This is a genomic window from Kribbella sp. NPDC059898 (genome assembly GCF_042730855.1).
In the GTDB taxonomy this organism is placed as follows: domain Bacteria; phylum Actinomycetota; class Actinomycetes; order Propionibacteriales; family Kribbellaceae; genus Kribbella.
On the sequence record NZ_JBHWKR010000002.1, the window covers coordinates 290,042 to 311,029 of the forward strand.

The 20,988-nt window shown below is 69.8% G+C and carries 23 protein-coding genes; 10 read left to right on the plus strand and 13 right to left on the minus strand.

The genetic code is table 11. The annotated features are described in order from the left end of the window. Positions 1-39: 39 nt before the first annotated feature. Positions 40-990 (plus strand): zinc-binding alcohol dehydrogenase family protein, encoded by a 951-nt coding sequence (locus tag ACFV9C_RS06935; protein WP_380191211.1) that lies wholly within the window; start codon positions 40-42, stop codon positions 988-990. Here the strand turns inward: ACFV9C_RS06935 and ACFV9C_RS06940 are convergent. The 3 genes from ACFV9C_RS06940 to ACFV9C_RS06950 form a co-directional block, all read right to left on the minus strand. Beyond that, complete coding sequence (locus tag ACFV9C_RS06940; protein WP_380191213.1) at positions 980-2,092, minus strand: epoxide hydrolase family protein; 1,113 nt, start codon at positions 2,090-2,092, stop codon at positions 980-982. The genes ACFV9C_RS06935 and ACFV9C_RS06940 overlap by 11 nt on opposite strands. Positions 2,093-2,120: 28 nt before the next feature. Continuing rightward, positions 2,121-2,393: a hypothetical protein gene (locus tag ACFV9C_RS06945; RefSeq protein WP_380191215.1), complete on the minus strand. Its 273-nt coding sequence runs from the start codon at positions 2,391-2,393 to the stop codon at positions 2,121-2,123. A 220-nt stretch (positions 2,394-2,613) separates the two neighbouring features. Beyond that, a complete protein-coding gene (locus ACFV9C_RS06950; RefSeq protein WP_380191217.1) occupies positions 2,614-2,889 on the minus strand; it encodes a DUF1905 domain-containing protein in 276 nt (91 codons plus the stop codon). A gap of 67 nt (positions 2,890-2,956) precedes the next feature. Here ACFV9C_RS06950 and ACFV9C_RS06955 point away from each other — a divergent pair, with 67 nt between their 5' ends. After that, positions 2,957-3,472, plus strand: a complete 516-nt coding sequence (locus ACFV9C_RS06955) for a GNAT family N-acetyltransferase (RefSeq protein ID WP_380191219.1) — start codon at positions 2,957-2,959, stop codon at positions 3,470-3,472. On the opposite strand, the gene ACFV9C_RS06960 is transcribed toward ACFV9C_RS06955, so the two are convergent. Both ACFV9C_RS06960 and ACFV9C_RS06965 read right to left on the minus strand, forming a co-directional pair. Beyond that, positions 3,423-4,400, minus strand: coding sequence for a cation diffusion facilitator family transporter (locus ACFV9C_RS06960; RefSeq protein WP_380191221.1), 978 nt, complete (start codon positions 4,398-4,400; stop codon positions 3,423-3,425). The genes ACFV9C_RS06955 and ACFV9C_RS06960 overlap by 50 nt on opposite strands. Continuing rightward, positions 4,397-4,816, minus strand: coding sequence for an ArsR/SmtB family transcription factor (locus tag ACFV9C_RS06965; RefSeq protein WP_380191223.1), 420 nt, complete (start codon positions 4,814-4,816; stop codon positions 4,397-4,399). The genes ACFV9C_RS06960 and ACFV9C_RS06965 overlap by 4 nt, the downstream gene beginning before the upstream one ends. 47 nt (positions 4,817-4,863) lie before the next feature. On the opposite strand from ACFV9C_RS06965, the gene ACFV9C_RS06970 reads away from it, so the two are divergent. Next, entirely contained in the window at positions 4,864-5,379 is a 516-nt protein-coding gene (locus ACFV9C_RS06970; protein ID WP_380191225.1) for a DUF664 domain-containing protein, read from the plus strand. Here ACFV9C_RS06970 and ACFV9C_RS06975 read toward each other — a convergent pair. The 6 genes from ACFV9C_RS06975 to ACFV9C_RS07000 all read right to left on the minus strand — a co-directional run bounded on the left by ACFV9C_RS06975 (position 5,358) and on the right by ACFV9C_RS07000 (position 11,556). Further along, positions 5,358-5,990: a response regulator gene (locus tag ACFV9C_RS06975; RefSeq protein ID WP_380191227.1), complete on the minus strand. Its 633-nt coding sequence runs from the start codon at positions 5,988-5,990 to the stop codon at positions 5,358-5,360. The genes ACFV9C_RS06970 and ACFV9C_RS06975 overlap by 22 nt on opposite strands. Beyond that, on the minus strand, positions 5,987-7,138 hold the full coding sequence (locus tag ACFV9C_RS06980; RefSeq protein ID WP_380191229.1) for a sensor histidine kinase: 1,152 nt from the start codon (positions 7,136-7,138) through the stop codon (positions 5,987-5,989). The genes ACFV9C_RS06975 and ACFV9C_RS06980 overlap by 4 nt, the downstream gene beginning before the upstream one ends. Before the next feature lie 7 nt (positions 7,139-7,145). Further along, positions 7,146-7,628: a hypothetical protein gene (locus ACFV9C_RS06985; protein WP_380191231.1), complete on the minus strand. Its 483-nt coding sequence runs from the start codon at positions 7,626-7,628 to the stop codon at positions 7,146-7,148. Between the two features lie 117 nt (positions 7,629-7,745). Continuing rightward, a complete protein-coding gene (locus ACFV9C_RS06990) occupies positions 7,746-9,338 on the minus strand; it encodes an ABC-F family ATP-binding cassette domain-containing protein (RefSeq protein ID WP_380191233.1) in 1,593 nt (530 codons plus the stop codon). 116 nt (positions 9,339-9,454) lie between these two features. Then, a complete protein-coding gene (locus ACFV9C_RS06995; protein ID WP_380191235.1) occupies positions 9,455-10,870 on the minus strand; it encodes an ATP-binding protein in 1,416 nt (471 codons plus the stop codon). Between the two features lie 2 nt (positions 10,871-10,872). Further along, entirely contained in the window at positions 10,873-11,556 is a 684-nt protein-coding gene (locus ACFV9C_RS07000; RefSeq protein ID WP_380191237.1) for a response regulator, read from the minus strand. A 166-nt stretch (positions 11,557-11,722) separates the two neighbouring features. On the opposite strand from ACFV9C_RS07000, the gene ACFV9C_RS07005 reads away from it, so the two are divergent. The 6 genes from ACFV9C_RS07005 (at position 11,723) to ACFV9C_RS07030 (ending at position 18,489) form a co-directional block, all read left to right on the plus strand. After that, positions 11,723-13,510, plus strand: a complete 1,788-nt coding sequence (locus ACFV9C_RS07005) for an ABC transporter substrate-binding protein (protein ID WP_380191239.1) — start codon at positions 11,723-11,725, stop codon at positions 13,508-13,510. A 4-nt stretch (positions 13,511-13,514) separates the two neighbouring features. Continuing rightward, complete coding sequence (locus ACFV9C_RS07010; protein ID WP_380191241.1) at positions 13,515-14,492, plus strand: ABC transporter ATP-binding protein; 978 nt, start codon at positions 13,515-13,517, stop codon at positions 14,490-14,492. Beyond that, positions 14,489-15,505, plus strand: coding sequence for an ABC transporter ATP-binding protein (locus ACFV9C_RS07015; protein WP_380191243.1), 1,017 nt, complete (start codon positions 14,489-14,491; stop codon positions 15,503-15,505). Before ACFV9C_RS07010 ends, ACFV9C_RS07015 begins: the two co-directional genes overlap by 4 nt. After that, positions 15,502-16,428, plus strand: a complete 927-nt coding sequence (locus tag ACFV9C_RS07020; protein ID WP_380191245.1) for an ABC transporter permease — start codon at positions 15,502-15,504, stop codon at positions 16,426-16,428. The genes ACFV9C_RS07015 and ACFV9C_RS07020 overlap by 4 nt, the downstream gene beginning before the upstream one ends. Positions 16,429-16,430: 2 nt before the next feature. Beyond that, positions 16,431-17,390, plus strand: coding sequence for an ABC transporter permease (locus ACFV9C_RS07025; RefSeq protein WP_380191247.1), 960 nt, complete (start codon positions 16,431-16,433; stop codon positions 17,388-17,390). Positions 17,391-17,502: 112 nt separating this feature from the next. Next, a complete protein-coding gene (locus tag ACFV9C_RS07030) occupies positions 17,503-18,489 on the plus strand; it encodes a 2-dehydropantoate 2-reductase (protein ID WP_380191249.1) in 987 nt (328 codons plus the stop codon). Here the strand turns inward: ACFV9C_RS07030 and ACFV9C_RS07035 are convergent. Next, on the minus strand, positions 18,454-19,362 hold the full coding sequence (locus ACFV9C_RS07035; RefSeq protein ID WP_380191250.1) for a GNAT family N-acetyltransferase: 909 nt from the start codon (positions 19,360-19,362) through the stop codon (positions 18,454-18,456). The genes ACFV9C_RS07030 and ACFV9C_RS07035 overlap by 36 nt on opposite strands. Before the next feature lie 81 nt (positions 19,363-19,443). Between ACFV9C_RS07035 and ACFV9C_RS07040 the strand changes: the two genes are divergently transcribed. Next, on the plus strand, positions 19,444-20,325 hold the full coding sequence (locus ACFV9C_RS07040; protein ID WP_380191252.1) for an NAD(P)/FAD-dependent oxidoreductase: 882 nt from the start codon (positions 19,444-19,446) through the stop codon (positions 20,323-20,325). On the opposite strand, the gene idi is transcribed toward ACFV9C_RS07040, so the two are convergent. Next, positions 20,302-20,859, minus strand: coding sequence for an isopentenyl-diphosphate Delta-isomerase (gene idi, locus ACFV9C_RS07045; protein WP_380191254.1), 558 nt, complete (start codon positions 20,857-20,859; stop codon positions 20,302-20,304). The two genes, ACFV9C_RS07040 and idi, sit on opposite strands and share 24 nt — an antisense overlap. Positions 20,860-20,988: the final 129 nt, after the last annotated feature.

Here is a 20,988-nt window from a genome sequence, read left to right on the forward strand (position 1 = left end):
GTAACGATAGTTCGCCCAGCAGATCGGACAGGAACCCCTATGCGCGCGATCCAGGTCACCGAGTTCGGCGGCCCCGAAGTACTCGTACCGGCCGAGCTGGATCCGCCGGTCGCCGGCAAGGACCAGTTGCTCGTCGAGGTCAGCGCCGCGGGCGTGAACTTCGCCGACACGCACCGCACCGACGGTTCGTACCGCGGCGGCGTGACACTGCCGTTCGTGCCGGGTGTGGAGATCGTCGGCCGTACGACGACCGGCCGCCGGATCCTCGCACCGATCTTCGCGACGGGCGGAGGGTACGCCGAGTACGCCGTCGCGCCGAAGGACCGCGCTGTCGACGTACCGGACGAGGTCACCGACGGGCAGGCGCTCGCGCTGCTCATCCAGGGGCTGACGGCCTGGCATGTACTGCGGAAGAGCGCCCGGATGGACTGCGGCGACTCCGTGCTGGTGAACGCGGCCGCGGGCGGTGTGGGCTCGCTCGCGATCCAGCTCGCCAAGCACTTCGGCGCCGGCCGGGTGATCGCGGCGGCGTCCACGCCCGCCAAGCGCGAGCTGGCGCTGGGACTCGGCGCGGATGTTGCCGTGGACAACGACCTGGACGGCTACGTGGAACGGGTCCGGGAAGCCGCGGGCGGCGGTGTCGACATCGTCCTGGATCCCACCGGCGGCGCGGCGACGCAGGCCGGGCTGGACTGCCTCGCGGACTTCGGGCGGCTGGTGAACTACGGCAACGCCAACCGCGAAGGCCGGCCGCCGATCGACCCGAGTGCGCTTGCCCAGCGCAACCTTTCGGTGGCGGGTTTCTGGCTCGTGCCCGCGATGAACCTGCCCGGGATGTACGAACACCCGCTGTCCGCGATGCTCGATCTCACCGCCCGCAAGCAGCTCCGCCCGCTCGTCGGCGCCGAGTACCCGCTGGAAGAGGCCCGCCGTTCGCACGAGGACCTGCTGGCCCGCCGTACGACCGGGAAGCTGATCCTCAAGCCCTGAAGAACGCGCGGATGTCCGCGGCCAGCACCTCCGGCTGCTCCAGTGCCGCGAAGTGGCCGCCGTGCGGATGCGACGTCCAGCGCACGATGTTGTTGCTCTGCTCGGCCTTGTGCCGCAACGGGATGAAGTTCTCGTGCGCGAGGTCGAGCAGCGCGGTCGGCGTCCGCGACGGCTCGGGCGGCTGACCCCAGTACGCCGCGTGGGCGCGCTCGTAGTAGATCGCGCCGGACGACCCGCCGGTCCGGGTGAGCCAGTACAGCATCACGTTGGTGAGCAGGATGTCCCGGTCGATCTCCCCGTCCGACCAGGTCGCGAACTTCTCCGCGATCCACGCCAACTGCCCGACCGGCGAGTCCGTCAGCGCATAGGCGAGCGTCTGCGGCCGCGTCGACTGCAGGTCGGCGTACCCCTGCTGCTCGGCCGCGAACGACTGCTGCCGCCGCCACGACGCCCACGTCCGCTCCTGCTCGAGGTCGGACAGCCCGGCAAGCTCCGAGGCGGAAGGCTCGGACGTCGCGCCCGCGCCCGGGATCAGATTCAGATGTACGCCGAGCACGCGCTCAGGGTCGATCCGCCCGACCTCACGCGAGATCGCGGCGCCCCAGTCCCCGCCCTGTACGCCGTACCGCTCGTACCCGAGCCGCGTCATCAACGTGGTCCACGCGCGCGCCACCCGCTGGAACTCCCACCCGGCCTCCCGGGTCGGGCCGGACAACGTGAAGCCCGGAATGGTCGGGAGGATCAGATGGAAGTCGCGCAGCAGCGGAGCGACGGACGTGAACTCGACGATCGATCCGGGCCAGCCGTGCGTCAGCACCAGCGGGATCGCGTCCGGCGACGTCGACGGGAGGTGCGCGAAGTGCACGGTCGCGCCGTCGATGACCGTCGTGTACTGCGGCCACGTGTTCAACCGCGCTTCAGCCGCCCGCCAGTCGTACCCGTCCCGCCAGTACGCGGCCAGGTCCCGCAGGTAGTCCAGCGGTACGCCGCGCGACCAGCCGGCACCGGGCAGCTCCGACGGCCACCGCACCAGGTCCAGCCGGAGGCGCAGGTCGTCCAGCTCGCTCTCCGGCACGTCCAGCCGGAACGGTTCGATCGTCACCGCCGCACTGTGTCACACACCGCGCGGATCAGGCGGTGACTTTCTGCTGGCCGCGGTCGCTGAGCATCTTCACCGCGATCGCACCGATCAGGCAGAGCACGCCCGCGACGATGACCACCGTCGTCAGTGTGCTGGCACTGTTCAGCGCGTTGTCGCAGGACATCGGCGTGATCCCGCCGGCCGGCCGGAACGCCGAGCCGCAGCTCGTCCCGCCCGAGGAGACCGTCCGGAACCCGAGCAGCGCCCCGCCGAGCAGCAGCACCGCCCCGGCAACGCCGAGCACCTTGTTCAGCACGCTCACGGAACGTCCGGAACCGCTGATGTTGGGCATGCCAACGGCATGCCGCCTGAGCCCCGTAGCACTTCGTTCACTCCTCTTCGTCGGACCACCCGCTCCGAACTTACGGTCCGGCCGGAAGGATCCCCACCCCGAGCAGCGGGTCAGCACCGATTCTTCACACAGTCCTTACTCAGAACATGACCCGCTGTGACGGTGATCTCAGATCAAATGGAAGTCACTCTCATCCGAGACGCTCTTCCAGATGCACCGTGACCGAGTCCCCCGGCTGCTTGCCGAGCAGGTCCCGCAGCGCACCCTTCACGGGAAGTTTGTGGGTCCCGTCGCCGAGCGCCATGAACGAGCTCTCGAACGGGTGCCCGTCCATCGTGCCGCGAACCTTGACCAGCCCGCGGGTCCCGAAGTACTCGGCCGACCCCGGCATTTGCACGTAGGTCCAGCCGCCCTTGGCGTCGCTCTTCAGCAGCGGCGCGGTGAACGTCTTGTCCAGCTTGCTCATCGTGAGCTCCTCTCTACACCCCATAGGTAGAGACCGCCGTCGGTGTTTCGACACTATTCTGAAAATCGTGCAGATCACGATCCGCCGGGCCGGGCGGGACGACGTACCGGCGGTTCTGGCGCTCCTCGACGGCGCGACCCTGTGGCTGGTCTCCCGCGGGCGTACCGACCAGTGGGGGACCCGGTTGCATTCGACCAGCCCGCAGCGGGTCGCGCAGATCACCGGGTTCGCGGACGACGGCGGCCTCTGGGTCGGCGAGGCGGACGGGCGCGTGGTCGGCGCGGTCGCGGTCGGTACGGCGCTCGCGCACATCCCGCCCGTCGCCGAGCCGGAGCTGTACGTGCGGCTGCTCGTCTCCGAGCGGGCGTCCGCCGGGCAGAACGTGGGCGGCGTACTGCTCGACCACGCCCGGGACCTGGCGCGTGCGGCCGGGGTGGGGTTGCTGAGGGTCGACTGCTTCGCGGGCGGTGACGGCGCGCTCGTCCGGTACTACGAGCGGCAGGGGTTCACCCGGACGGAGACGTTCAGCGAGTTCAGTGGGCCGGAGGAATGGCGGGGTCAGGTGCTGGCGCAGCGGTTGTAGGTGACCGGTGTACGGCGCCGTGGGAGTCGCTGCAGTGCTCCTCGACCCGACCCGCGGACGCGTGGTCGACCTGGAGCGTGGAGTGCGTCAGGTGGTGGCGCTCCGCAAGCACCTCCTCGATCCGGATCCGGATCTGGTGGCAGTCGAGGCCTTCCGCGACCAGGATGTGCGCGGACGCGGCCGGCTCGCCGGAGGTGATCTCCCAGACGTGCAGGTCGTGGACCTCGACGACGCCCTCGATCGCGCACAGCTCGGCGCCGAGCGCCTGCGGGTCGATCGCGGCCGGCGCGGCCTCGAGGAAGATCCGGCCGGAGTCGCGGACCAGCCCGATGCCGGCCTTCAGCATCAGTACGGCGACCACGAACGCGGCGATCGCGTCCGCCCGGGCGAACCCGGTCAGCAGCACGATCAGACCGGCGATCGCGGTGGCGATGAACGCGAACAGGTCGTTGAGGATGTGCTGGAACGCGCCCTCGACGTTCAGGCTGGAGCGGTTCGCCTTGCTGATCAGCCAGGTGGCGAGCAGGTTGACCACGATGCCGACGAGGCCGGTGATCAGGACCAGCGCGCCTTGGACCTCGGGCGGGTGGATCAGCCGGTTGACGGCCTCGTACACGAAGTAGACCGCCAGCAGGAGCAGCGTGATGCCGTTCGCCTGGGCGGAGAGGATCTCGACGCGCTTGAAGCCGTACGTGAAGCCGCCGCGCGGGGGTTTCGCGGCGAGCCGGATCGCGAGCAGCGCGAGGGCGATCGCGATCGCGTCGGTGAGCATGTGCGCGGCGTCGGTGACCAGCGCCAGCGAGCCGGCCGCGAGTCCGACGATCACCTCGGCGATCATGAAGCCGACGATCAGCGCGAGCGCGCCGCTGAGCAGCTTCCGGTCGGCGGCCGCGTTGACGGCGTGCCCGTGCCCGTGGCCGGCGCTCATGCCTCGGCCCTTTCCGGGTGGCCGTTCTTTTCCGGATGGATGGCGTCGGTGTGCTCGGTGTGCGCGACGGCCAGATCCAGCAGCATCCGCACGTGCGCGTCGTCGAGCCGGTAGAAGGCGTTCCGCCCGTCCCGGCGTACGGCGACCACACGGTGCGCACGCAGCAGCCGGAGCGCGTGCGAGGTCGCGGACTCGCTCAGCCCGGTGATCGCGGCGAGATCGCAGACACACAGCTCCCCGTCGAGCAACGCCACCAGCAGCTTCAGCCGCCGCGGATCCCCGAGCAGGCCGAAAACATCCGCCGTGTCGACGATGTCCTGCTCCCCCGGCATCCTGGCATCAACACTCGCCACCCGCTCCGGATCCACCAGCCGCACGCTACACGCATCCTGCTGCACATCTGCAGAACTCTTCATACATTCACGGTAGAGCACGGACCGGTCCCCACGCAACACTGTCCGTCGTGACCGGTCATCCAGCAGTAGCCGCGCCCGAACGGCGCTCGCTCGAACAGTTCCTCGACTTCCACCGCGCCGGCGTACTGCGCACCCTCGACGAGGTAACCGACGCCGAGGCGGCAGCCCGTCCGCTCCCCGCGACCGACCTGACGGTCGGCGGGGTGGTCAAGCATCTGGCTGCGATGGAGGATCTGTGGTTCAGCCACAAGTTGCTGGACGTGCCGTCGGCTGAGCCGTGGCGGTCGGCGCCGTTCGCGTCGGATCCGGACTGGGAGTTCCACTCGGCCGGAGCCAACTCTGTGGCTGAGCTACGGGAGTTGTACGAGCAGGCGTGCGCTGCCAGTCGAGCGACGGCTGGGCGGGTCGCGTCGCTGGACGAGCTCGCCGCGCGGGGGTCGTTCGGCGGGCAGTTGGTGAGTCTGCGGTGGATCTATCTGCACATGCTCGAGGAGGTCGCGCAGCACCGCGGGCACCTCGATCTGTTGATGGATGCGGTGCGTCAGGCGAGGCCTAGGCGGTAGGCGTAGGCGACGGCTTGGGCTCGGTCGCGGAGGTTGGCTTTGGCGAAGAGGTGGTTGATGTGGGTTTTGACCGTGGCCTCGCTGACCACCAGGTGGCGGGCGATCTCGGTGTTCGAGAGGCCTTCGGCGATCAGGCGGAGGACTTCCAGCTCGCGCGGGGTCAGGCCGGAGTCGGCGACCGGTTTGGCCGGTGTGGTGGTGCCTTCGATCAGGCGGCGCTGGACGTCGGCGTCGAGGATGGACTGGCCGTTGGCGGCAGCCTCCAGGGCCCGGCCGATCGACTCGGCGTCGGCGTCCTTGGTGAGGAAGCCCCGGGCACCGGCACGCAGCGCGGACAGGACGGAGTCGTCGTCGCTGTACGTAGTCAGCACCACGACCTCGGTCCGCGGGTGCTCCGTCCGTACGATCCGGGTCGCCTCCACCCCGTCCATCGCCGGCATCCGCAGATCCACCAGCAGTACGTCGGGATCGTGCTCCGCCACCAACGCCACCGCCTCGCGCCCGTCGGACGCGGCCGCGATCACGTCGATCCCGGGCAGCAGCTTCAGCAACGTCACCAGCCCGTCCCGAACGACGGTCTGGTCGTCGGCGACCACCACTCGCACACTCACGCCGGCACCTTCAGTTCTACCCGCCAGCCCGTTGATGTCGGGCCGGCCTCCAGTGATCCGCCGACCAGGTCGGCACGTTCGCGCATCCCGAGCAGACCATAGCCGCCCGGCGCCGCCCGCTCCGGGCGCTTGTCCTGCTCGTCGTCCACAGTCAGCCCGACCACCGCGCCGTACGACAACCGCACCCTGACCGGCGCGCCCGGAGCGTGCTTCCGGATGTTCGCCAGCGACTCCTGCAACGTCCGGTACAGCGTGCTCAACACGTCGGCCGGCAACTCCCGCTCCTCCCCGTCCACCTCGAACACAGCAACAGCCCCACTCTCCAGCCGGTACGCCGTCACAAGATCCGCAAGCGCCCGCACGTCGGGAACCGCGTCCTCCCGCAGCGCCGCAACCGCCCGTCGCGCCTCGGCCAGCCCTTCCGCGGCCAGCCCCTGCGCCCGCGTGACCTGCTCGATCGCATCCGGCGACGCCCCGTCCCGGACCAGCATCAGCCGCGCACCCTGCAGGCTCAGTGACAACCCGGCCAGCGAATGCGCCAGTACGTCGTGCACGTCGCGAGCGATCCGCGCCCGTTCGGCCAGCGCCGCGGCCCGGCCGTGTTCCTCGATCGCGGCCTGCTTCCGGGCCAGCGACACCTCGAGCTCCTCCAGCCGCTGCTCCCGCGACCGACGGTTGATCGCCGCGAGCGTCAGCGCGACCACCCCGAACGCCGCACCGCACGCACCCGGCACCGAGCGCGTGGTCAGGTACAGCGGCACGCTGACCCCGACGATGCTGGCGCCGACGATCACCCACTCCAGGGGCTTCGCGCGGAAGTACCGGACCGCCGCACGGGCGGCCCAGAATGGGATCACGAGCATCGCGCTGGACGGCAGCACGTACCAGAGCGCGGATCCGGCCAGCGTGAAGGCGAGCATCCCGTACCCGGCCACGCCGGGCGGTTCGCCGTACTTCAGCGGGAACAGCGACAGGTTGCCTACGACAACGACCGCGCCGAGCACCAGGACCACCCAGTACGGCGCCCGCCGGTCGTCGCTGCGCGCCGCGACCACCACGGAGATGATCGTGATCAGCCCGGGCACCGCGCGCAGCAGCAGGCCAGGCACGGAGGAGTCCCGTACCTGGCCCGACAGCGTCCAACTCATGCTCACATCATGCCCGCTGGGCGGCGAGCGGGAGGTTCATGGCGAGCGCGCGGCGGTAGACCATCGCGCTCTGCGCGCCGATCGTGAGGCCGACGGTCAAGGCGATCGACGCCTGGCCGAAGGTGTTGTGCGGCCAGAGCGCGGCCGCGGCGAACGTCGTACCGACCCGGAAGGCGATGGTGACCAGCCAGAGCACGAGCGTCGCGGCGGTGCCCTTCTGGAACGGTCCCGCGTCGGTCGGAGTCAGCCGGATGCTCGCACCGCGGGCCAGGCCCAGGGCGATCAGCACGACGCTTTCGAGGGCGAGGAAGCCGAGCTCTCCGGGCGTCGCGGTGTGGATCACCGAGGCGAGCGAGAGGAGGCCGACGCCGAGCAGGACGGCCGGCATCAGCGCCAGCGACTTCGGGGTGACGAGCGAGCCGGTCACCTGCCGGCCGATCACCCGTACCAGCACCAGGACGCCAATCAGGATTCCGATCAGGGCCGACATTTCAGTTCCTTCCAAGGGGGTTCGTTGTTGGTCCCAACACTCCTCGGATTCGCGCTCCGGATCCTCAGCCCGGAGGTGAGACCCGGGTGGATCCCGGGCCTCAACCCCAGGGTTGACCTACGCCAGCGAGACGAGGTCCAGGTAGTCGTCGGACCACAGGTCCTCGGTGGCGTCCGGCAGGATCAGCACGCGGTCCGGGCGCAGCGACTCGATGGCGCCCTCGTCGTGGGTGACCATCACGATCGCGCCCGGGTAGCTGCCGACCGCGCCGAGCACCTCGTCCCGGGACGCCGGGTCGAGGTTGTTCGTCGGCTCGTCGAGCAGCAGCACGTTCGCGCTCGAGTGCACCAGCCCGGCCAGCGCCAGCCGCGTCTTCTCGCCGCCGGACAGGACGCCGGCCGGCTTGTCGACGTCGTCCCCGCTGAACAGGAACGACCCGAGCACGTTCCGCACCTCGCCGTCGGTCAGACCGGGCGCGACCGCGGCAAGGTTCTGCCGTACGGTGCCCGCCAGGTCCAGCGTGTCGTGCTCCTGCGCGAAGTACCCGAGCCGCAGGCCGTGCCCCGGTACGACGTGACCGGCGTCCGGCTGTTCCCGCCCCGCGAGGAGCCGGAGCAGCGTGGTCTTGCCGGCACCGTTCAGTCCGAGGATGACAACCCGGCTGCCGCGGTCGACGGCCAGGTCCACGCCGTTCAGCACCTGGTGGGCGCCGTACGACTTCTTCAGGCCGGCCGCGGACAGCGGGGTCCGACCGGACGGTGCCGGGGCCGGGAGGCGGATCTTCGCGACCCGGGAGGCCCGCCGTACCGGCTCGAGGTCGGAGAGCAGCTTGTCCGCGCGCCTCGCCATGTTCTTGGCCGCGACCGCGGTGCTCGCGCCCGCCTGCATCTTCGCCGCCTGGGTGTGCAGCGCGGCGGCCTTCCGCTCGGCGACCGCGCGTTCCCGCTGCCGCCGCCGCTCGTCCAGCCGCAGCTGCTCGAGGTACTTCGTCCAGCCGGTGTTGTGCAGGTCGATCGTCAGCCGCTGCGGGTCCAGGTGGAAGACCCGATTGACCGTTGCCTTGAGCAACTCCCGGTCGTGGCTGATGACGATCAGCCCGCCCGGGTACCCGAGCAGGAACTGCCGCAGCCACAGCACCGAGTCCGCGTCCAGGTGGTTGGTCGGCTCGTCGAGCAGCAGCGTGTCGTGCTCCGCGAACAGGATCCGCGCCAGCTCGACGCGCCGGCGCTGCCCGCCGGACAGTTCGCCAACCGGTTGCTCCAGCGCTCGATTGGGCAGACCGACGCCGGCCGCCAGCCGGGCCGCCTCCGCCTCCGCCGCGTACCCACCGGCGGCCTGGAAAGCGGCCTCGGCACGCGCGTACGCCGCCATCGCCTTCTCCTGGGTCCCACGATCGGCCATGGCGGTCTCGGCCGCACGCAACCGCCGTACGGCCTCGTCGAGACCGCGGGCGGACAGGATCCGGTCGGTGACGGTGATCGCGGGATCGGCCGCCCGCGGGTCCTGCGGCAGGTAGCCGACCGACCCGGTGACGGCGATGTCGCCGGCGGCGGGACGGGCCTCGCCGGCCAGGGTCTTCATCAGCGTGGTCTTGCCGGCGCCGTTGCGGCCGATCAGCCCGACGCGGTCGCCGGCGCCGACGGTGAACGAGATGCCGGTCAGCAGCAGCTGGGCGGCGACGCGAATATCAACACCGCGAGCGGTGATCATGATGGTTACTCTCCGTGATAACTAGTAGACGCACTTCACCTGTGGGAGTGAGTGCGCCAGCTAGACACAGAGGCAAGTAGCCATGTGACAACGGTAACCGGTGCGGACAACCGCCGTCAGCTGGTTTTCGCCGGCAGCTCGATGACGAACCGCGCGCCGCCGCCCGGGCGCTCGGTGACGCGGATGGTTCCGTGGTGCCACTGGACGTGCCGGGCGACGATCGCCAGGCCGAGGCCGACCCCGCGGCCGCGGCCGGAGGTCGCACCGCGGCCGAACCGCTCGAAGATCCGCGCCCGGTCCTCGACCGCGATCCCGGGACCCGCGTCGTCGACCGTGATCACCACGCCGAGACCGCCGGTCCGGACGCCGACGCCCTTGCAGCCGCCGGCGTGGTCCTCGGCGTTCTCCACCAGGTTCGCGACCACACGTTCCAGCCGCCGTTTGTCCGCCTGCAGCGTGAGCCCCTCGGCCTCGTGCTCGACCTCGGTCACCTCGCGCCCGGCGGCCGCGTCGGCCGCGGCCCGGACCAGGTCGGCGATCCGGACGGTCTCCCGGCTGCCCCGGTCGCCGCCGTCGTCACGGGAGATCTCCAGCAGGTCGATCACCAGCCGCCGGAACCGGTCCAGGTCGTCGCCGAGCAGCTCGACCGGCTCCCGGACCGCCGCCGGCAGCTCGTCACGGTGGTTCTGGATCAGCTGCATCGAGTTCAGCATCGTCATCAGCGGCGTCCGCAGCTCGTGGCTGACGTCGCCGGCGAACCGGGCGTCCGCGGCCACCCGGCGTTCCAGGTCCGCGGCCGTCTGGTTGAACGACCGCGCCAGACTGCCCAGGTCCTTGTCGTTCTCGGCCTGCAGCCGGGCGTCCAGCTTGCCGCGCGCGATCGCGTCCGCGACCCCGGCGAGCTCGGCCAGTGGGCGGAGCGCGACCGTACTCGCCAGCCGGCCGACCGCGAGGCCGATCAGCGTGGTCGCGACCGCCGCCGCGATCAGCGTGATCTTCAGCGTCCGCAGCGTGTCCTCCAGGGTCGTCAGCGGATGCCATTCGAAGAACGCGTCGCCCCGGGTGCCGATCCCGAGCGGTACGCCGACCGCCAGCACGGGCTGCCCGTTGATGTCGAGGCGGCGCTGCACCGGCGTCCCCGCGAGCGCCGACTGGATCATGTCCGGCGGCAGGTCCGACGGCTTCCCGGTCAGCGCGTACCAGTGCTCGTCGACGTACAGCATCGAGGCCGCCGCGTCCGTCGACGGCAGGCTGTTCAGCACCGCCATCGGGGAGACGCCCTTGTCCATCGTCGGCTCCGGGCACTCGGCCCGCTCCCGGGCGGGCTGGCACGGGTCCGGTACGCCGAACAGCCCGTACCGCAAGGCCGTCGTACTCTCCTCGGTGACGAGCTTCGCGGATTGCTCGCGCTGGTGGGTCAGGTAGTCGGAGACCACGCCCCAGGTGACCATCGCCAGGACGGCCGACAGCCCGAGGGCGAGCAGGCCGTACGCCAGCATCACCCGGCCCCGGAGGGTGAATCGCCCCAGCAAGGTCAGCTCACCAGTCGGTAGCCCAGGCCGCGGGCGGTGACGAGGTGCTTCGGGCTGGCCGGGTCGCGCTCGATCTTCAGCCGCAGCCGGCGGACGTGCACGTCGACGATCCGGCTGTCCCCGAAGTACCCGTACCCCCAGACCTTCGACAGCAACTGCTCGCGGCTGAGAACCTTGCCCTCGGCACCGGCCAGCTCGGCGAGCAGCTTGAACTCGGTCCGGGTCAGCGGCAGCACCTCGCCGTCCCGGGTCACCTCGGCACCCGGAACGTCGATCCGCAGGTCGCCGACCTCGAGCAGCTCGGCCTGCCGCGCGTTGGCCGGCTCGACCCGGCGGAGCAGCGCCCGGATCCGGGCCGACAACTCCTTGGCAACAAGCGGTTTCGTCACGTAGTCGTCGGCGCCCGCCTCCAGGCCGGCGACCACGTCGTGGCTGTCGGTCCGCGCGGTCACCATGATCACCGGTACGTCGCTGGAGCGGCGGATCTCCCGGCAGACCGTGAAACCGTCCCGGTCCGGCAGCATCAGGTCCAGGAGCACCACGTCCGGCGGCTGCCGGCGCAGGGCCGCCAAGGCGTCGTACCCGTTCGCGGCCTCCGCGACCTCGTAGCCCTCGTCCTCCAGGGCGAGGCGCAGTACCCGCCGGATCCGCGGTTCGTCGTCGACCAACAGCAGGCTGTGTGCCACGGGACCAGTGTCGCTCACCCGCGGGCTAACCGCCGGTAACGGATGTCATGAATCCGACACATTCGGGCGCGTCCCCGGTGACATCTCCTTGACGGTTCCGTGACCGGGGTTCCCGGCAGATCCGGAAGTCCTAGCTTCGGCCGTATCGAGTCCCGGAGGAGGACCAATGGCCAGAAGACGGCTGGCGGCAGTATCCCTTGCCGCCGTGGCGAGTATCACGCTCGCGGCTTGCAGCAACGGCGGGAACACACCGTCCGGATCCAGCACGGCCGGCACCCCGGTCACCGGCGGCACCCTGAACATGCTCGGGACGGGCGACGTCGACTACATGGATCCCAACGTGAGCTACTACTCGATCGGCTATCTGAACCTGCGGATGTGGAGCCGCCAGCTGTTCACCTATCCGGCCGATCCGGGTAGCGACAACACCAAGCCGGTGGCCGACCTGGCCACGGACATGCCGACCGCGGCGAACGGCGAGGTCAGCGCCGACGGCCTGACCTACACCATCAAGCTCCGTCCGGGCGCCAAGTGGGACACCTCCCCGGCCCGCCAGGTGACCGCGGCCGACATGGTCCGCGGCGTGAAGCGGACGTGCAACCCGGTGCAGCCGTTCGGCGGTATCCCGGACTTCGCGAACCTGATCGACGGGTACAAGGCGTACTGCGACGGCTTCGCGAAGGCCCCGAAGACGGTCGCCGGGATCAAGGACTACATCGAGAAGACGCCGCTGCCGGGCGTGGCCGCCAAGGACGACACCACAGTGGTGTTCAAACTGACGTCGCCGGCCACGTACTTCGTCGACATGCTGACGCTGCCGGCCTTCTCGCCGGCTCCGGTCGAGTCGCTGAACTACCTCCCGGCCAGCACCGAGCTCGGCAACCACTTCCCGTCCGACGGTCCGTACAAGGTCGACTCCTGGGTTCCGACCAAGTCGATCACGTACTCCCGCAACCCCGCCTGGGACGCCGCCTCCGACCCGGTCCGCAAGGCGTACGTGGACAAGATCGTCGTGAACGAGACGGTCAGCCAGGACTCGATCCAGCAACAGCTGCAGACCGGCACCCCGACCGCCGACATGGAGTTCGACGCCGGCCCGCCGCCGTCGCAGCTGCCGGCCCTGATCGCGAAGAAGGACCCGAACCTCAACCTCGGCCCGACCGCGTCCAGCAACCCGTACGTCGTCTACAACACCGCGTCGCCGAACAACAACAAGGCACTCGCGAACGTGAAGGTGCGGCAGGCGATCAGCTACGCGATCAACCGCTCCAACATCCTGCAGGTGCTGGGTGGACCGACCATCAACCCGCCGCTGACGCAGGTGCTGCCGGACAACATCGTCGGCTCCAAGAAGAACGACCTGTACCCGTACAACGTCGACAAGGCCAAGCAGTTGCTGACCGAGGCGGGCTACCCGCACCTGAACCTGAAGTTCCTGTACCGGAACGCCTCCGAGGGCAGCAGCAAGGCCTTCCAGACGATCCAGCAGGACCTGTCGAAGGCCGGCATCACGGTGACCGGCGTACCGTCGCCGAACGCGGACTTCTACGTGAAGTACCTGCAGGTGCCGAGCGTCGCCAAGCGTGGCGTGTGGGACCTGTCGCTGGCCGGCTGGGGCGCTGACTGGTACGGCAACGCGGCGCTGTCGTTCTTCAACCCGCTGTTCTCCGGCGAGCCGTCGTACCCGCCGATCGGCAGCAACTTCGGGCTGTACAACAGCCCGGCGACGAACGCGCTGATCGACCAGGCGATCAAGGCGCCGACCGAGGACCAGGCGGCGACGCTGTGGGCCAAGGCCGACGCGCAGGTGATGACCGACGCGCCGTTCTTCCCGCTGACCAACCCGAAGAACCCGAACTACCACGCGGCGCAGGTACACAACGCGAACTACGTACCGGCGATGCAGAACTTCGACCCGACGAACGTGTGGATCGACAAGGACAAGCAGGGCTGACCTCATGGCTCTGCTCGAAGTAAGGGACCTCAAGGTCTCCTTCGACACCCCGGACGGCACCGTCCGTGCCGTCCGGGGGCTGTCGTACGACGTGGAAGCCGGCCAGACCCTCGCCGTGGTGGGTGAGTCCGGATCCGGGAAGAGCGTCTCCACCCAGACCATCACCGGCCTCACCCGGGGCGCGCAGGTGTCCGGTACGGCGTACTTCGACGGCACGGACCTGATCACCGCCGACGAACGCACGCTGCGCCGGTTGCGCGGCGCGCAGATCGGGATGATCTTCCAGGACCCGCTGTCCAGCCTGCACCCGCAGTACCGGGTCGGCTGGCAGATCGTCGAGATGATCCGGGCGCACGACCAGGAGATCAGCAAGCAGGCGGCCCGGAAGCGGGCCGCCGAACTGCTCACCCTGGTCGGCATCCCGCGGGCGGCGGACCGGATCGACGACTACCCGCACCAGTTCTCCGGCGGTATGCGGCAACGCGTGATGATCGCGATGGCGATGGCGCTCGACCCGGCGCTGCTGATCGCCGACGAGCCGACCACCGCGCTCGACGTGACCGTGCAGGCCCAGGTGCTGAACGTGATGCGCCGGCTGCAGGAGCAGTTCGGTACCGCGATCATCCTGATCACCCACGACCTCGGCGTGGTGGCCGAGATGGCAGACGAGGTCGTGGTGATGTACGCCGGCGCGGTGATGGAACGCGCGCCCCGCCGGGACATCTTCTACCGCAACCACCACCCGTACACCCAGGGTCTGCTGGCCTCACTGCCGGCCCGCAGCGAGGACCGGCTGACGCCGATCCCGGGGACGCCGCCGAGCCTGATCAACCTGCCCAAGGGCTGCCCTTTCGCGGCCCGCTGCTCGCACGTGTTCGAGAAGTGCTCCGAGCCGCCGCCGCTGCTGAACGTCGGCGGCGATCCGCGCCACCAGTCCGCCTGCTGGCTTCCCCACAACGTGAACGAGGCGGTCGCATCGTGAACGACGAAGTACTGCTGAAGGTGGACGACGTCCGCAAGGAATTCCCGACCCATTCGAAGGAGGTGGTCCAGGCCGTCGCCGGCGTCTCGCTCGAGGTGCACAAGGGCGAGACCCTCGGACTGGTCGGCGAGACCGGTTGTGGCAAGTCCACACTGGCCCGGTGTATGGCCCGGCTGTACGACGTGACGTCCGGCTCGGTGTGGTTCGAGGGCAAGGACATCACCAAGCTGTCCCGGAAGGCCATGCAGCCGTTGCGCCGCGACGTCCAGGTGATCTTCCAGGACCCGTACGGATCGCTGAACCCGCGCCGCCGGGTCGGCTCGATCATCGGCGACCCGTTCGCCATCCACAAGATTGCTTCCGGCAACGAACGGAAGAAGAAGGTGCAGGACCTGATGGAGCTGGTCGGGCTGAACCCCGAGCACTACAACAGGTTCCCGGCCGAGTTCTCCGGCGGTCAGCGGCAACGGATCGGGGTGGCTCGCGCGCTCGCGCTGCGGCCGAAGCTGGTGATCTGCGACGAGCCGGTGTCGGCGCTGGACGTGTCGATCCAGGCGCAGATCATCAACCTGCTGGCCGACCTGCAGCAGGAGCTGAACCTGACCTACGTCTTCATCACGCACGACCTGTCCGTGGTCCGGCACGTCAGCGACCGGATCGCGGTGATGTACCTGGGCAAGATCGTCGAACTGGCGCCGACCGACCAGCTGTTCGGGATGACCCGGCACCCGTACACGCGGGCATTGCTGTCCGCACTGCCGGTGGCCGACCCGGACACCGCCGACAGCCGTGAACAGATCATTCTGGGTGGCGACATCCCGGCCGCGACGAACCCGCCGGAGGGGTGCAGGTTCCACACGCGGTGCCCGAAGGCCCGGCTCGACTGCGCGGCCGAGGTACCGCCGCTGGAGCCGGTGCTCGACGACGGACCCGGTCACCGGACCGCCTGTTTCTACCCGTTGACGGTGGGCGAGGACCTGTCCACCGCAGTACCTGACTTGAAGGCGTCATGACCGCTGCCATCGAGATGGTCGATGTTGTCGATGAGCCGAAGGCCATCGAAGGGCGCAGCCCGTTCTCGCTCGCGATGCGGCGGCTGCGCAGGGACAAGGTGGCGATGATCTCGCTGGCCGTGATCCTGCTGATCGTGCTGATGGCACTGCTGGCACCGCTGTTCGCGGCGGTCACCGGGCATCCGCCGAACGAGCAGTACCGCTCCATCGGGCTCACCCCGGACGGGTTGCCGCGCGGGCCGAACGGCACGTTCTGGCTCGGCACCGACGACCTCGGCCGGGACATCCTGGTGCGGATCGCCTACGGCGCCCGCATCTCTCTGCTGGTCGGGGTGATCGCGACCGCGATCACGGTCGCGATCGGTGTCGTGCTGGGTCTCGCGGCGGGGTTCCTCGGGGGGATCACCGACACGATCCTGGCACGGCTGATCGACGTCGTACTGTCCGTACCGTTCCTGCTGGTCGCGATCGCGCTGGTGTCCGTGACCGGGCCCAGCCTGACCGTCACAGTGCTGGTGATCGGCTGCTTCAGCTGGGCGTCGGTGGCCCGGATCGTCCGCGGACAGGTGCTGTCGATCCGCGAGCGCGAGTACGTCGAGGCCGCCCGATCACTCGGGGCCGGCGACGGCCGGATCATGTACGTCGACGTGCTGCCGAACGTGATCGCGCCGGTGATCGTCTACACGACGCTGCTGATCCCGGTCGTGATCGTCACGCAGGCGACACTGTCGTTCCTCGGACTCGGACTGCCGCCGCCAACGGCCGACTGGGGCGGGATGATCAGCGAGTCGCAGAACTACTACACGACCGCGTGGTGGTTCATCCTGTTCCCCGGTCTGGCGCTGCTGATCACCACACTCGCCTTCAACCTCTTCGGTGACGGGGTCCGGGACGCCTTCGACCCCCGCGCGGATCGGAGCTGACCATGGCGATGTTCCTGGTACGACGGCTCGGTCACGGGATCCTGGTCCTGTGGCTGATCAGCCTCGCGGTGTTCGGGCTGTTCTTCGTTGCCCCCAGCAACGTCGCGCAGACGCTCGCGGGCCGGCAGGGGACGCCGGAGACGATCGCGCTGATCAAGCACCGGCTGGGCCTGGACCTGCCGGTCTGGCACCAGTACCTGAATTTCCTCGGCAACGCGCTGAAGGGGAACCTCGGGTACGACTACTACCACCAGGTGCCGGTGACCACGATCATCGGGCAGGCGCTGCCGGTGACGATCTCGCTGGCGCTCGGCGCCTCGGTGCTGTGGCTGCTGCTGGGCGTGTTCAACGGGGTCGTCTCGGCGGTCCATCCCCGGTCGCTGGCGGACCGCGGGCTGACGTTGTTCTCGCTGTTCTTCTACTCGTTCCCGTCGTTCCTGCTCGGCCTGCTGCTGTTGTACTTCCTGTACTTCCGCCTCACGCTGGCCGGTTTCCGCTGGTTCCCGGCCGGCGGGTACTCGCCACTGACCGGCGGGTTCGGGACCTGGTTCCAGCACCTGTTCCTGCCCTGGATCGCGCTCGCACTGTTGCTGGCGGCAACGTACACCCGGTTGACCCGGGCCTCGATGCTGGACGTGCTCGGCGAGGACTACATCCGGACCGCGCGGTCGAAGGGCCTCCGCGAGAACCGGGTGATCTACGTCCACGGCCTGCGCAGCGCGCTGACGCCGGTGGTCACGCAGTTCGGCATCGACCTCGGGCAACTGGTCGGCGGCGTGGTCGTGACCGAGACCGTGTTCAGCCTGCCGGGACTGGGGCAGACCGCGGTGGTCGCGATCAACCAGCAGGACCTGCCGGTGATCATCGGGATCGTGCTGTTCGCCTCGGCCGCGGTGGTGGTCGCGAACATCCTGGTCGACATCGGTTACGCCGTGCTGGATCCGCGGGTGCGGCTGCACTGAAAGTCTGCCTGGGTGCACGGAAGGACAGGAGGTAGTGGCCCCGTTCGGCCCGCCGGAACGTGCCAATACGGATTGGCTCCGACTACCTCCTGTCCTTCGGTACGTTGTCCTCATGATCGCGGTCTATGGTGCGGGCGGGATCGGCTGCTATGTGGGCGGGCGACTCGCGGCGACGGGCTCGCCGGTGACCTTTGTCGGGCGGGCGCGGGTGGCGGCGGAGGTCGCGGCGCACGGGTTGCGGTTGACGGACTATCTGGGGGCGGATCTTCGGGTTCCCGAGGTGGCTTTCGCGACGTCGCCGTCCGGTGCCGCGGGGGCGGAGCTTGTGTTGGTGACGGTGAAGTCGGCGGCTACTGCGCAGGCTGCGGACGAGTTGGCCGGGGTGCTGTCGCCGGGGGCTGTGGTGGTGAGCTTCCAGAACGGTGTGCGGAACGCCGAGGTACTGCGGTCCCGGCTGCCGGGGCGAGTGGTGGCCGGGATGGTGCCGTTCAACGTGCTGAATCGCGGCGGCGGGGTCTTCCACCAGGGCACCGAGGGGAAGCTCGACGTACAGCGGGATGCGGCGTTGGCGCCGTACGCCGAGGCGTTCGAGCGGGCGGGGTTGCCGGTCACCCAGCACGACGACATCCTGCCCGTGCAGTGGTCGAAGCTGCTGCTGAACCTCAACAACCCGATCAACGCGCTCTCGAACCTGCCGTTGCGGGACGAGCTCTCGCAGCGGGCGTACCGCCGTTGCCTGGCCGCGGCGCAGGCGGAGGCGCTGGGGTTGCTCGCCGCGGCCGGGATCCGCCCGGCGCAGCTGCTCGCCGTACCGATGGAACGCTTCCCCGCCGTACTGCGGCTGCCGGACTTCCTGTTCCGCCGGGTCGCGGGCAAGGTGCTGGCCGTCGACCCGCTGGCCCGGACGTCGATGTGGGAGGACCTGGAGGCGGGCCGCCCGACCGAGGTCGACTACCTGAACGGCGAGGTCGTCCGGCTCGCGTCGTCGCTGGGGCGGACCGCACCGCTCAACGCGAAGCTGGTCGAGCTGATCCGGGCGGCCGAGTCCGACCGGCGGTCGTGGTCAGGACCCGAGCTGCTCCGGGAACTGCAGCGGTAGCTCCGCGCGGACGTTCACGCTCACCGTCCGGTACGTGAACCCGAGGTGCTCGTTCAGGCGCCGCATGTTCTCGTTGCCTTCCTGGGTCCAGGTGTAGATCTCGGTGATGCCGTGCTCGGCTGCCCAGGCCATGCTGGTCCGTTTGAGCGTCGACGCCACCCCCTTGCCCCGCCAGTCCGGCCGGACGGCCGTGTAGCCGACCTCGGCCCGCTCGGATACGTCGGTGTCGAGCCACAGCCCGGCGACACCGATCACCTCGTCACCGGCCACGGCCAGGAACATCGAGGCCGGATCGTTGATCCACTCGGTCGCCCACTCCTCCGGTGTCACGTGCATCGGCGACGTGGTGTCGAGGTCCGGGAGCGTCGGGATCGCGACCTGTTCGTACGCCGCGGCCCACAGCTCGGGCCGCTCCGCGACCGGTACGACGGCGTACTCGGGCGGCACGTCCGGCCACGGCTCGTCGGTGATCCGGCGTACCTGCTCGACCTGGCGGAGGAACTCGGTGAACCCGAAGCGCTTCGCGAACGCCAGCGAACCGTCGTCGTCGATCGTGCACCCCGCGATCGTGAAGCCCTGTCCCGCGGCGTGCTCGGACAGCATCCGCAGCAAGCCGGTACCGACACCCTGCCGGCGAGCCTCGGGGCGGACCCGCGCGATCACGGAGGCGCGGTCCGCCTCGTTCGAGCGGTCGGAGTTGCCGTGGGCGACGACCTCGCCGGCCAGCTCCGCGAGCACCATCAGCCGCTGCGGCGTGTGCGCCTTCCGGAGCTCGGCGACGCTTGGCGCCCGCTCGTACGGCAGGACGGCGAGGCGCACCTGGCGCCAGGCCTCGTAGTCGGCGTCGGTCTCGACAGGCCTGATCCGGATCACCCGGTCATTAGGCGGTCCAACCGTCGGGCACGGCCAGCGAATTTCAGAGTATGAGACCGGCCGTCTCGTATGATGGCGGACATGGATGTTGCGGTCATCGGTGGAAGTGTGGCGGGACTGCAGGCGGCGTTGACGTTGGGGCGGGCGCGCCGGCAGGTGGTGCTGTTCGACGACGGGCGGGCGCGGAACCGGACGGCGTCGCACGTGCACAACTACCTCGGCGCGGTCGACCTCGCGCCGGCGGAACTGCTCGCGGTCGGGCGGCGGCAGTTGGCTTCTTACGGCGTCGACGTACAGGACAGCAGGGTCGAGGACGTGACGCCGGACGACGACGGGTTCGTGGTCGACGGGCGGCACGTGCGGGTCGTCGTACTGGCGACCGGGTTGTGGGACGAGTTGCCCGACGTACCCGGGGTCGCCGACGGGTGGGGGCAGTCGGTGGTGGCGTGTCCGCACTGCCACGGGTGGGAGGTGCGGGATCAGCCGTTGGTGCAGGTGGGGATGCGGGGTGCGCCGGATCGGTCGGTGGCGCGGGCGTTGCTGTTGAGCCGGTGGAGCGACGACGTGGTGCTGTGTACGGACGGCGACGTTCTGCCGGGGACGCAGCTGGATCGGCTCGCCGTGGCCGGGGTCAAGGTGCGGACCGAGCGGGTCATTGAGGTGGGTCCAGGGGTCCAGTCAGGGGTGCGGCTGGTCAACGGGGAGATGTTGGCCGCGGCGCGGGTGTTCGTCGTGGTGCGGCAGCATCAGCAGAGCGATCTGGCCGAGCGGATCGGGTGCCAGGTCGCCGACGGTGCGGTCGTGGTCGACGACGGCGGACGGACGACCGTGCCCGGGGTCTATGCGGTCGGTACGACGGCAGCGCCGGCGTTGCTCGCGATCGGGGCGGCGGGGCACGCCAGTACGGTCGCAGTCGCCGTACACGGTGATCTGCTGGAGTCAGATCTGGGCGGCGGCTGGTAGCCGGGACGGGTCGCCGATCGGCCAGTCGGCCGGAGCGCCGCGGAGTTCGTCGAGCTGCAACAGGCACCAGGGCGAGAGGCCGGGGGTGTTGCGGACCTCCTGCCAGGAGGCCCAGCGGTAGTCGGCGACCTCGTCCGGGTTCGGGGTCGGGTCACCGGTCCACCACGCTCGGTACACCGGGCAGATCTCGTTCTCGACCATGCCGTTCGGCATCTCGGCGCGGTACCGGAACTCGGGCAGCACCAGGTCGACCACGTCCACCACGATCCCCAGCTCGTCGACCAGCCTGCGGCGGACCGCGTCCGGGACCGGCTCCCCCGGCAGTGGGTGCCCGCAGCAACTGTTCGTCCAGGTGCCCGGCCAGGTCGGCTTGTGCAGTGCGCGCCGGGTGAGCAGCACCCGCCCGCCGGCGTCGACGACGTAACTGGAGAACGCCAGGTGCAACGGCGTCGCCGCGTGATGGACCGCGGCCTTCGCCTCGGTCCCGATCGCGCGCCCGCCGTCGTCCACCAGTACCACCCGCTCGTCGGTCACGTACTCGAGCCTAATCGGGTTCACTCGCCGGCCGGGTGACTGCTAGCCTCACGATGTGACCAAGCACTGCGTGATCTATCGACCGGCTCTGGGAGGGGCCGGCGTTCGGTAGTCCCCGCAGTCCGCACC

What these genes read in the sequence shown, in the direction of transcription:
- ACFV9C_RS06935 (WP_380191211.1), top strand. Translation starts at nt 40, where the DNA reads ATGCGCGCGATCCAGGTCACCGAGTTCGGCGGCCCCGAAGTACTCGTA.
- ACFV9C_RS06950 (WP_380191217.1), bottom strand. Translation starts at nt 2,889, where the DNA reads ATGAGCAAGCTGGACAAGACGTTCACCGCGCCGCTGCTGAAGAGCGAC.
- ACFV9C_RS06960 (WP_380191221.1), bottom strand. Translation starts at nt 4,400, where the DNA reads ATGAGCGCCGGCCACGGGCACGGGCACGCCGTCAACGCGGCCGCCGAC.
- ACFV9C_RS06965 (WP_380191223.1), bottom strand. Translation starts at nt 4,816, where the DNA reads ATGAAGAGTTCTGCAGATGTGCAGCAGGATGCGTGTAGCGTGCGGCTG.
- ACFV9C_RS06980 (WP_380191229.1), bottom strand. Translation starts at nt 7,138, where the DNA reads ATGAGTTGGACGCTGTCGGGCCAGGTACGGGACTCCTCCGTGCCTGGC.
- ACFV9C_RS06985 (WP_380191231.1), bottom strand. Translation starts at nt 7,628, where the DNA reads ATGTCGGCCCTGATCGGAATCCTGATTGGCGTCCTGGTGCTGGTACGG.
- ACFV9C_RS06990 (WP_380191233.1), bottom strand. Translation starts at nt 9,338, where the DNA reads ATGATCACCGCTCGCGGTGTTGATATTCGCGTCGCCGCCCAGCTGCTG.
- ACFV9C_RS07005 (WP_380191239.1), top strand. Translation starts at nt 11,723, where the DNA reads ATGGCCAGAAGACGGCTGGCGGCAGTATCCCTTGCCGCCGTGGCGAGT.
- ACFV9C_RS07010 (WP_380191241.1), top strand. Translation starts at nt 13,515, where the DNA reads ATGGCTCTGCTCGAAGTAAGGGACCTCAAGGTCTCCTTCGACACCCCG.
- ACFV9C_RS07020 (WP_380191245.1), top strand. Translation starts at nt 15,502, where the DNA reads ATGACCGCTGCCATCGAGATGGTCGATGTTGTCGATGAGCCGAAGGCC.
- ACFV9C_RS07025 (WP_380191247.1), top strand. Translation starts at nt 16,431, where the DNA reads ATGGCGATGTTCCTGGTACGACGGCTCGGTCACGGGATCCTGGTCCTG.
- ACFV9C_RS07030 (WP_380191249.1), top strand. Translation starts at nt 17,503, where the DNA reads ATGATCGCGGTCTATGGTGCGGGCGGGATCGGCTGCTATGTGGGCGGG.
- ACFV9C_RS07040 (WP_380191252.1), top strand. Translation starts at nt 19,444, where the DNA reads ATGGATGTTGCGGTCATCGGTGGAAGTGTGGCGGGACTGCAGGCGGCG.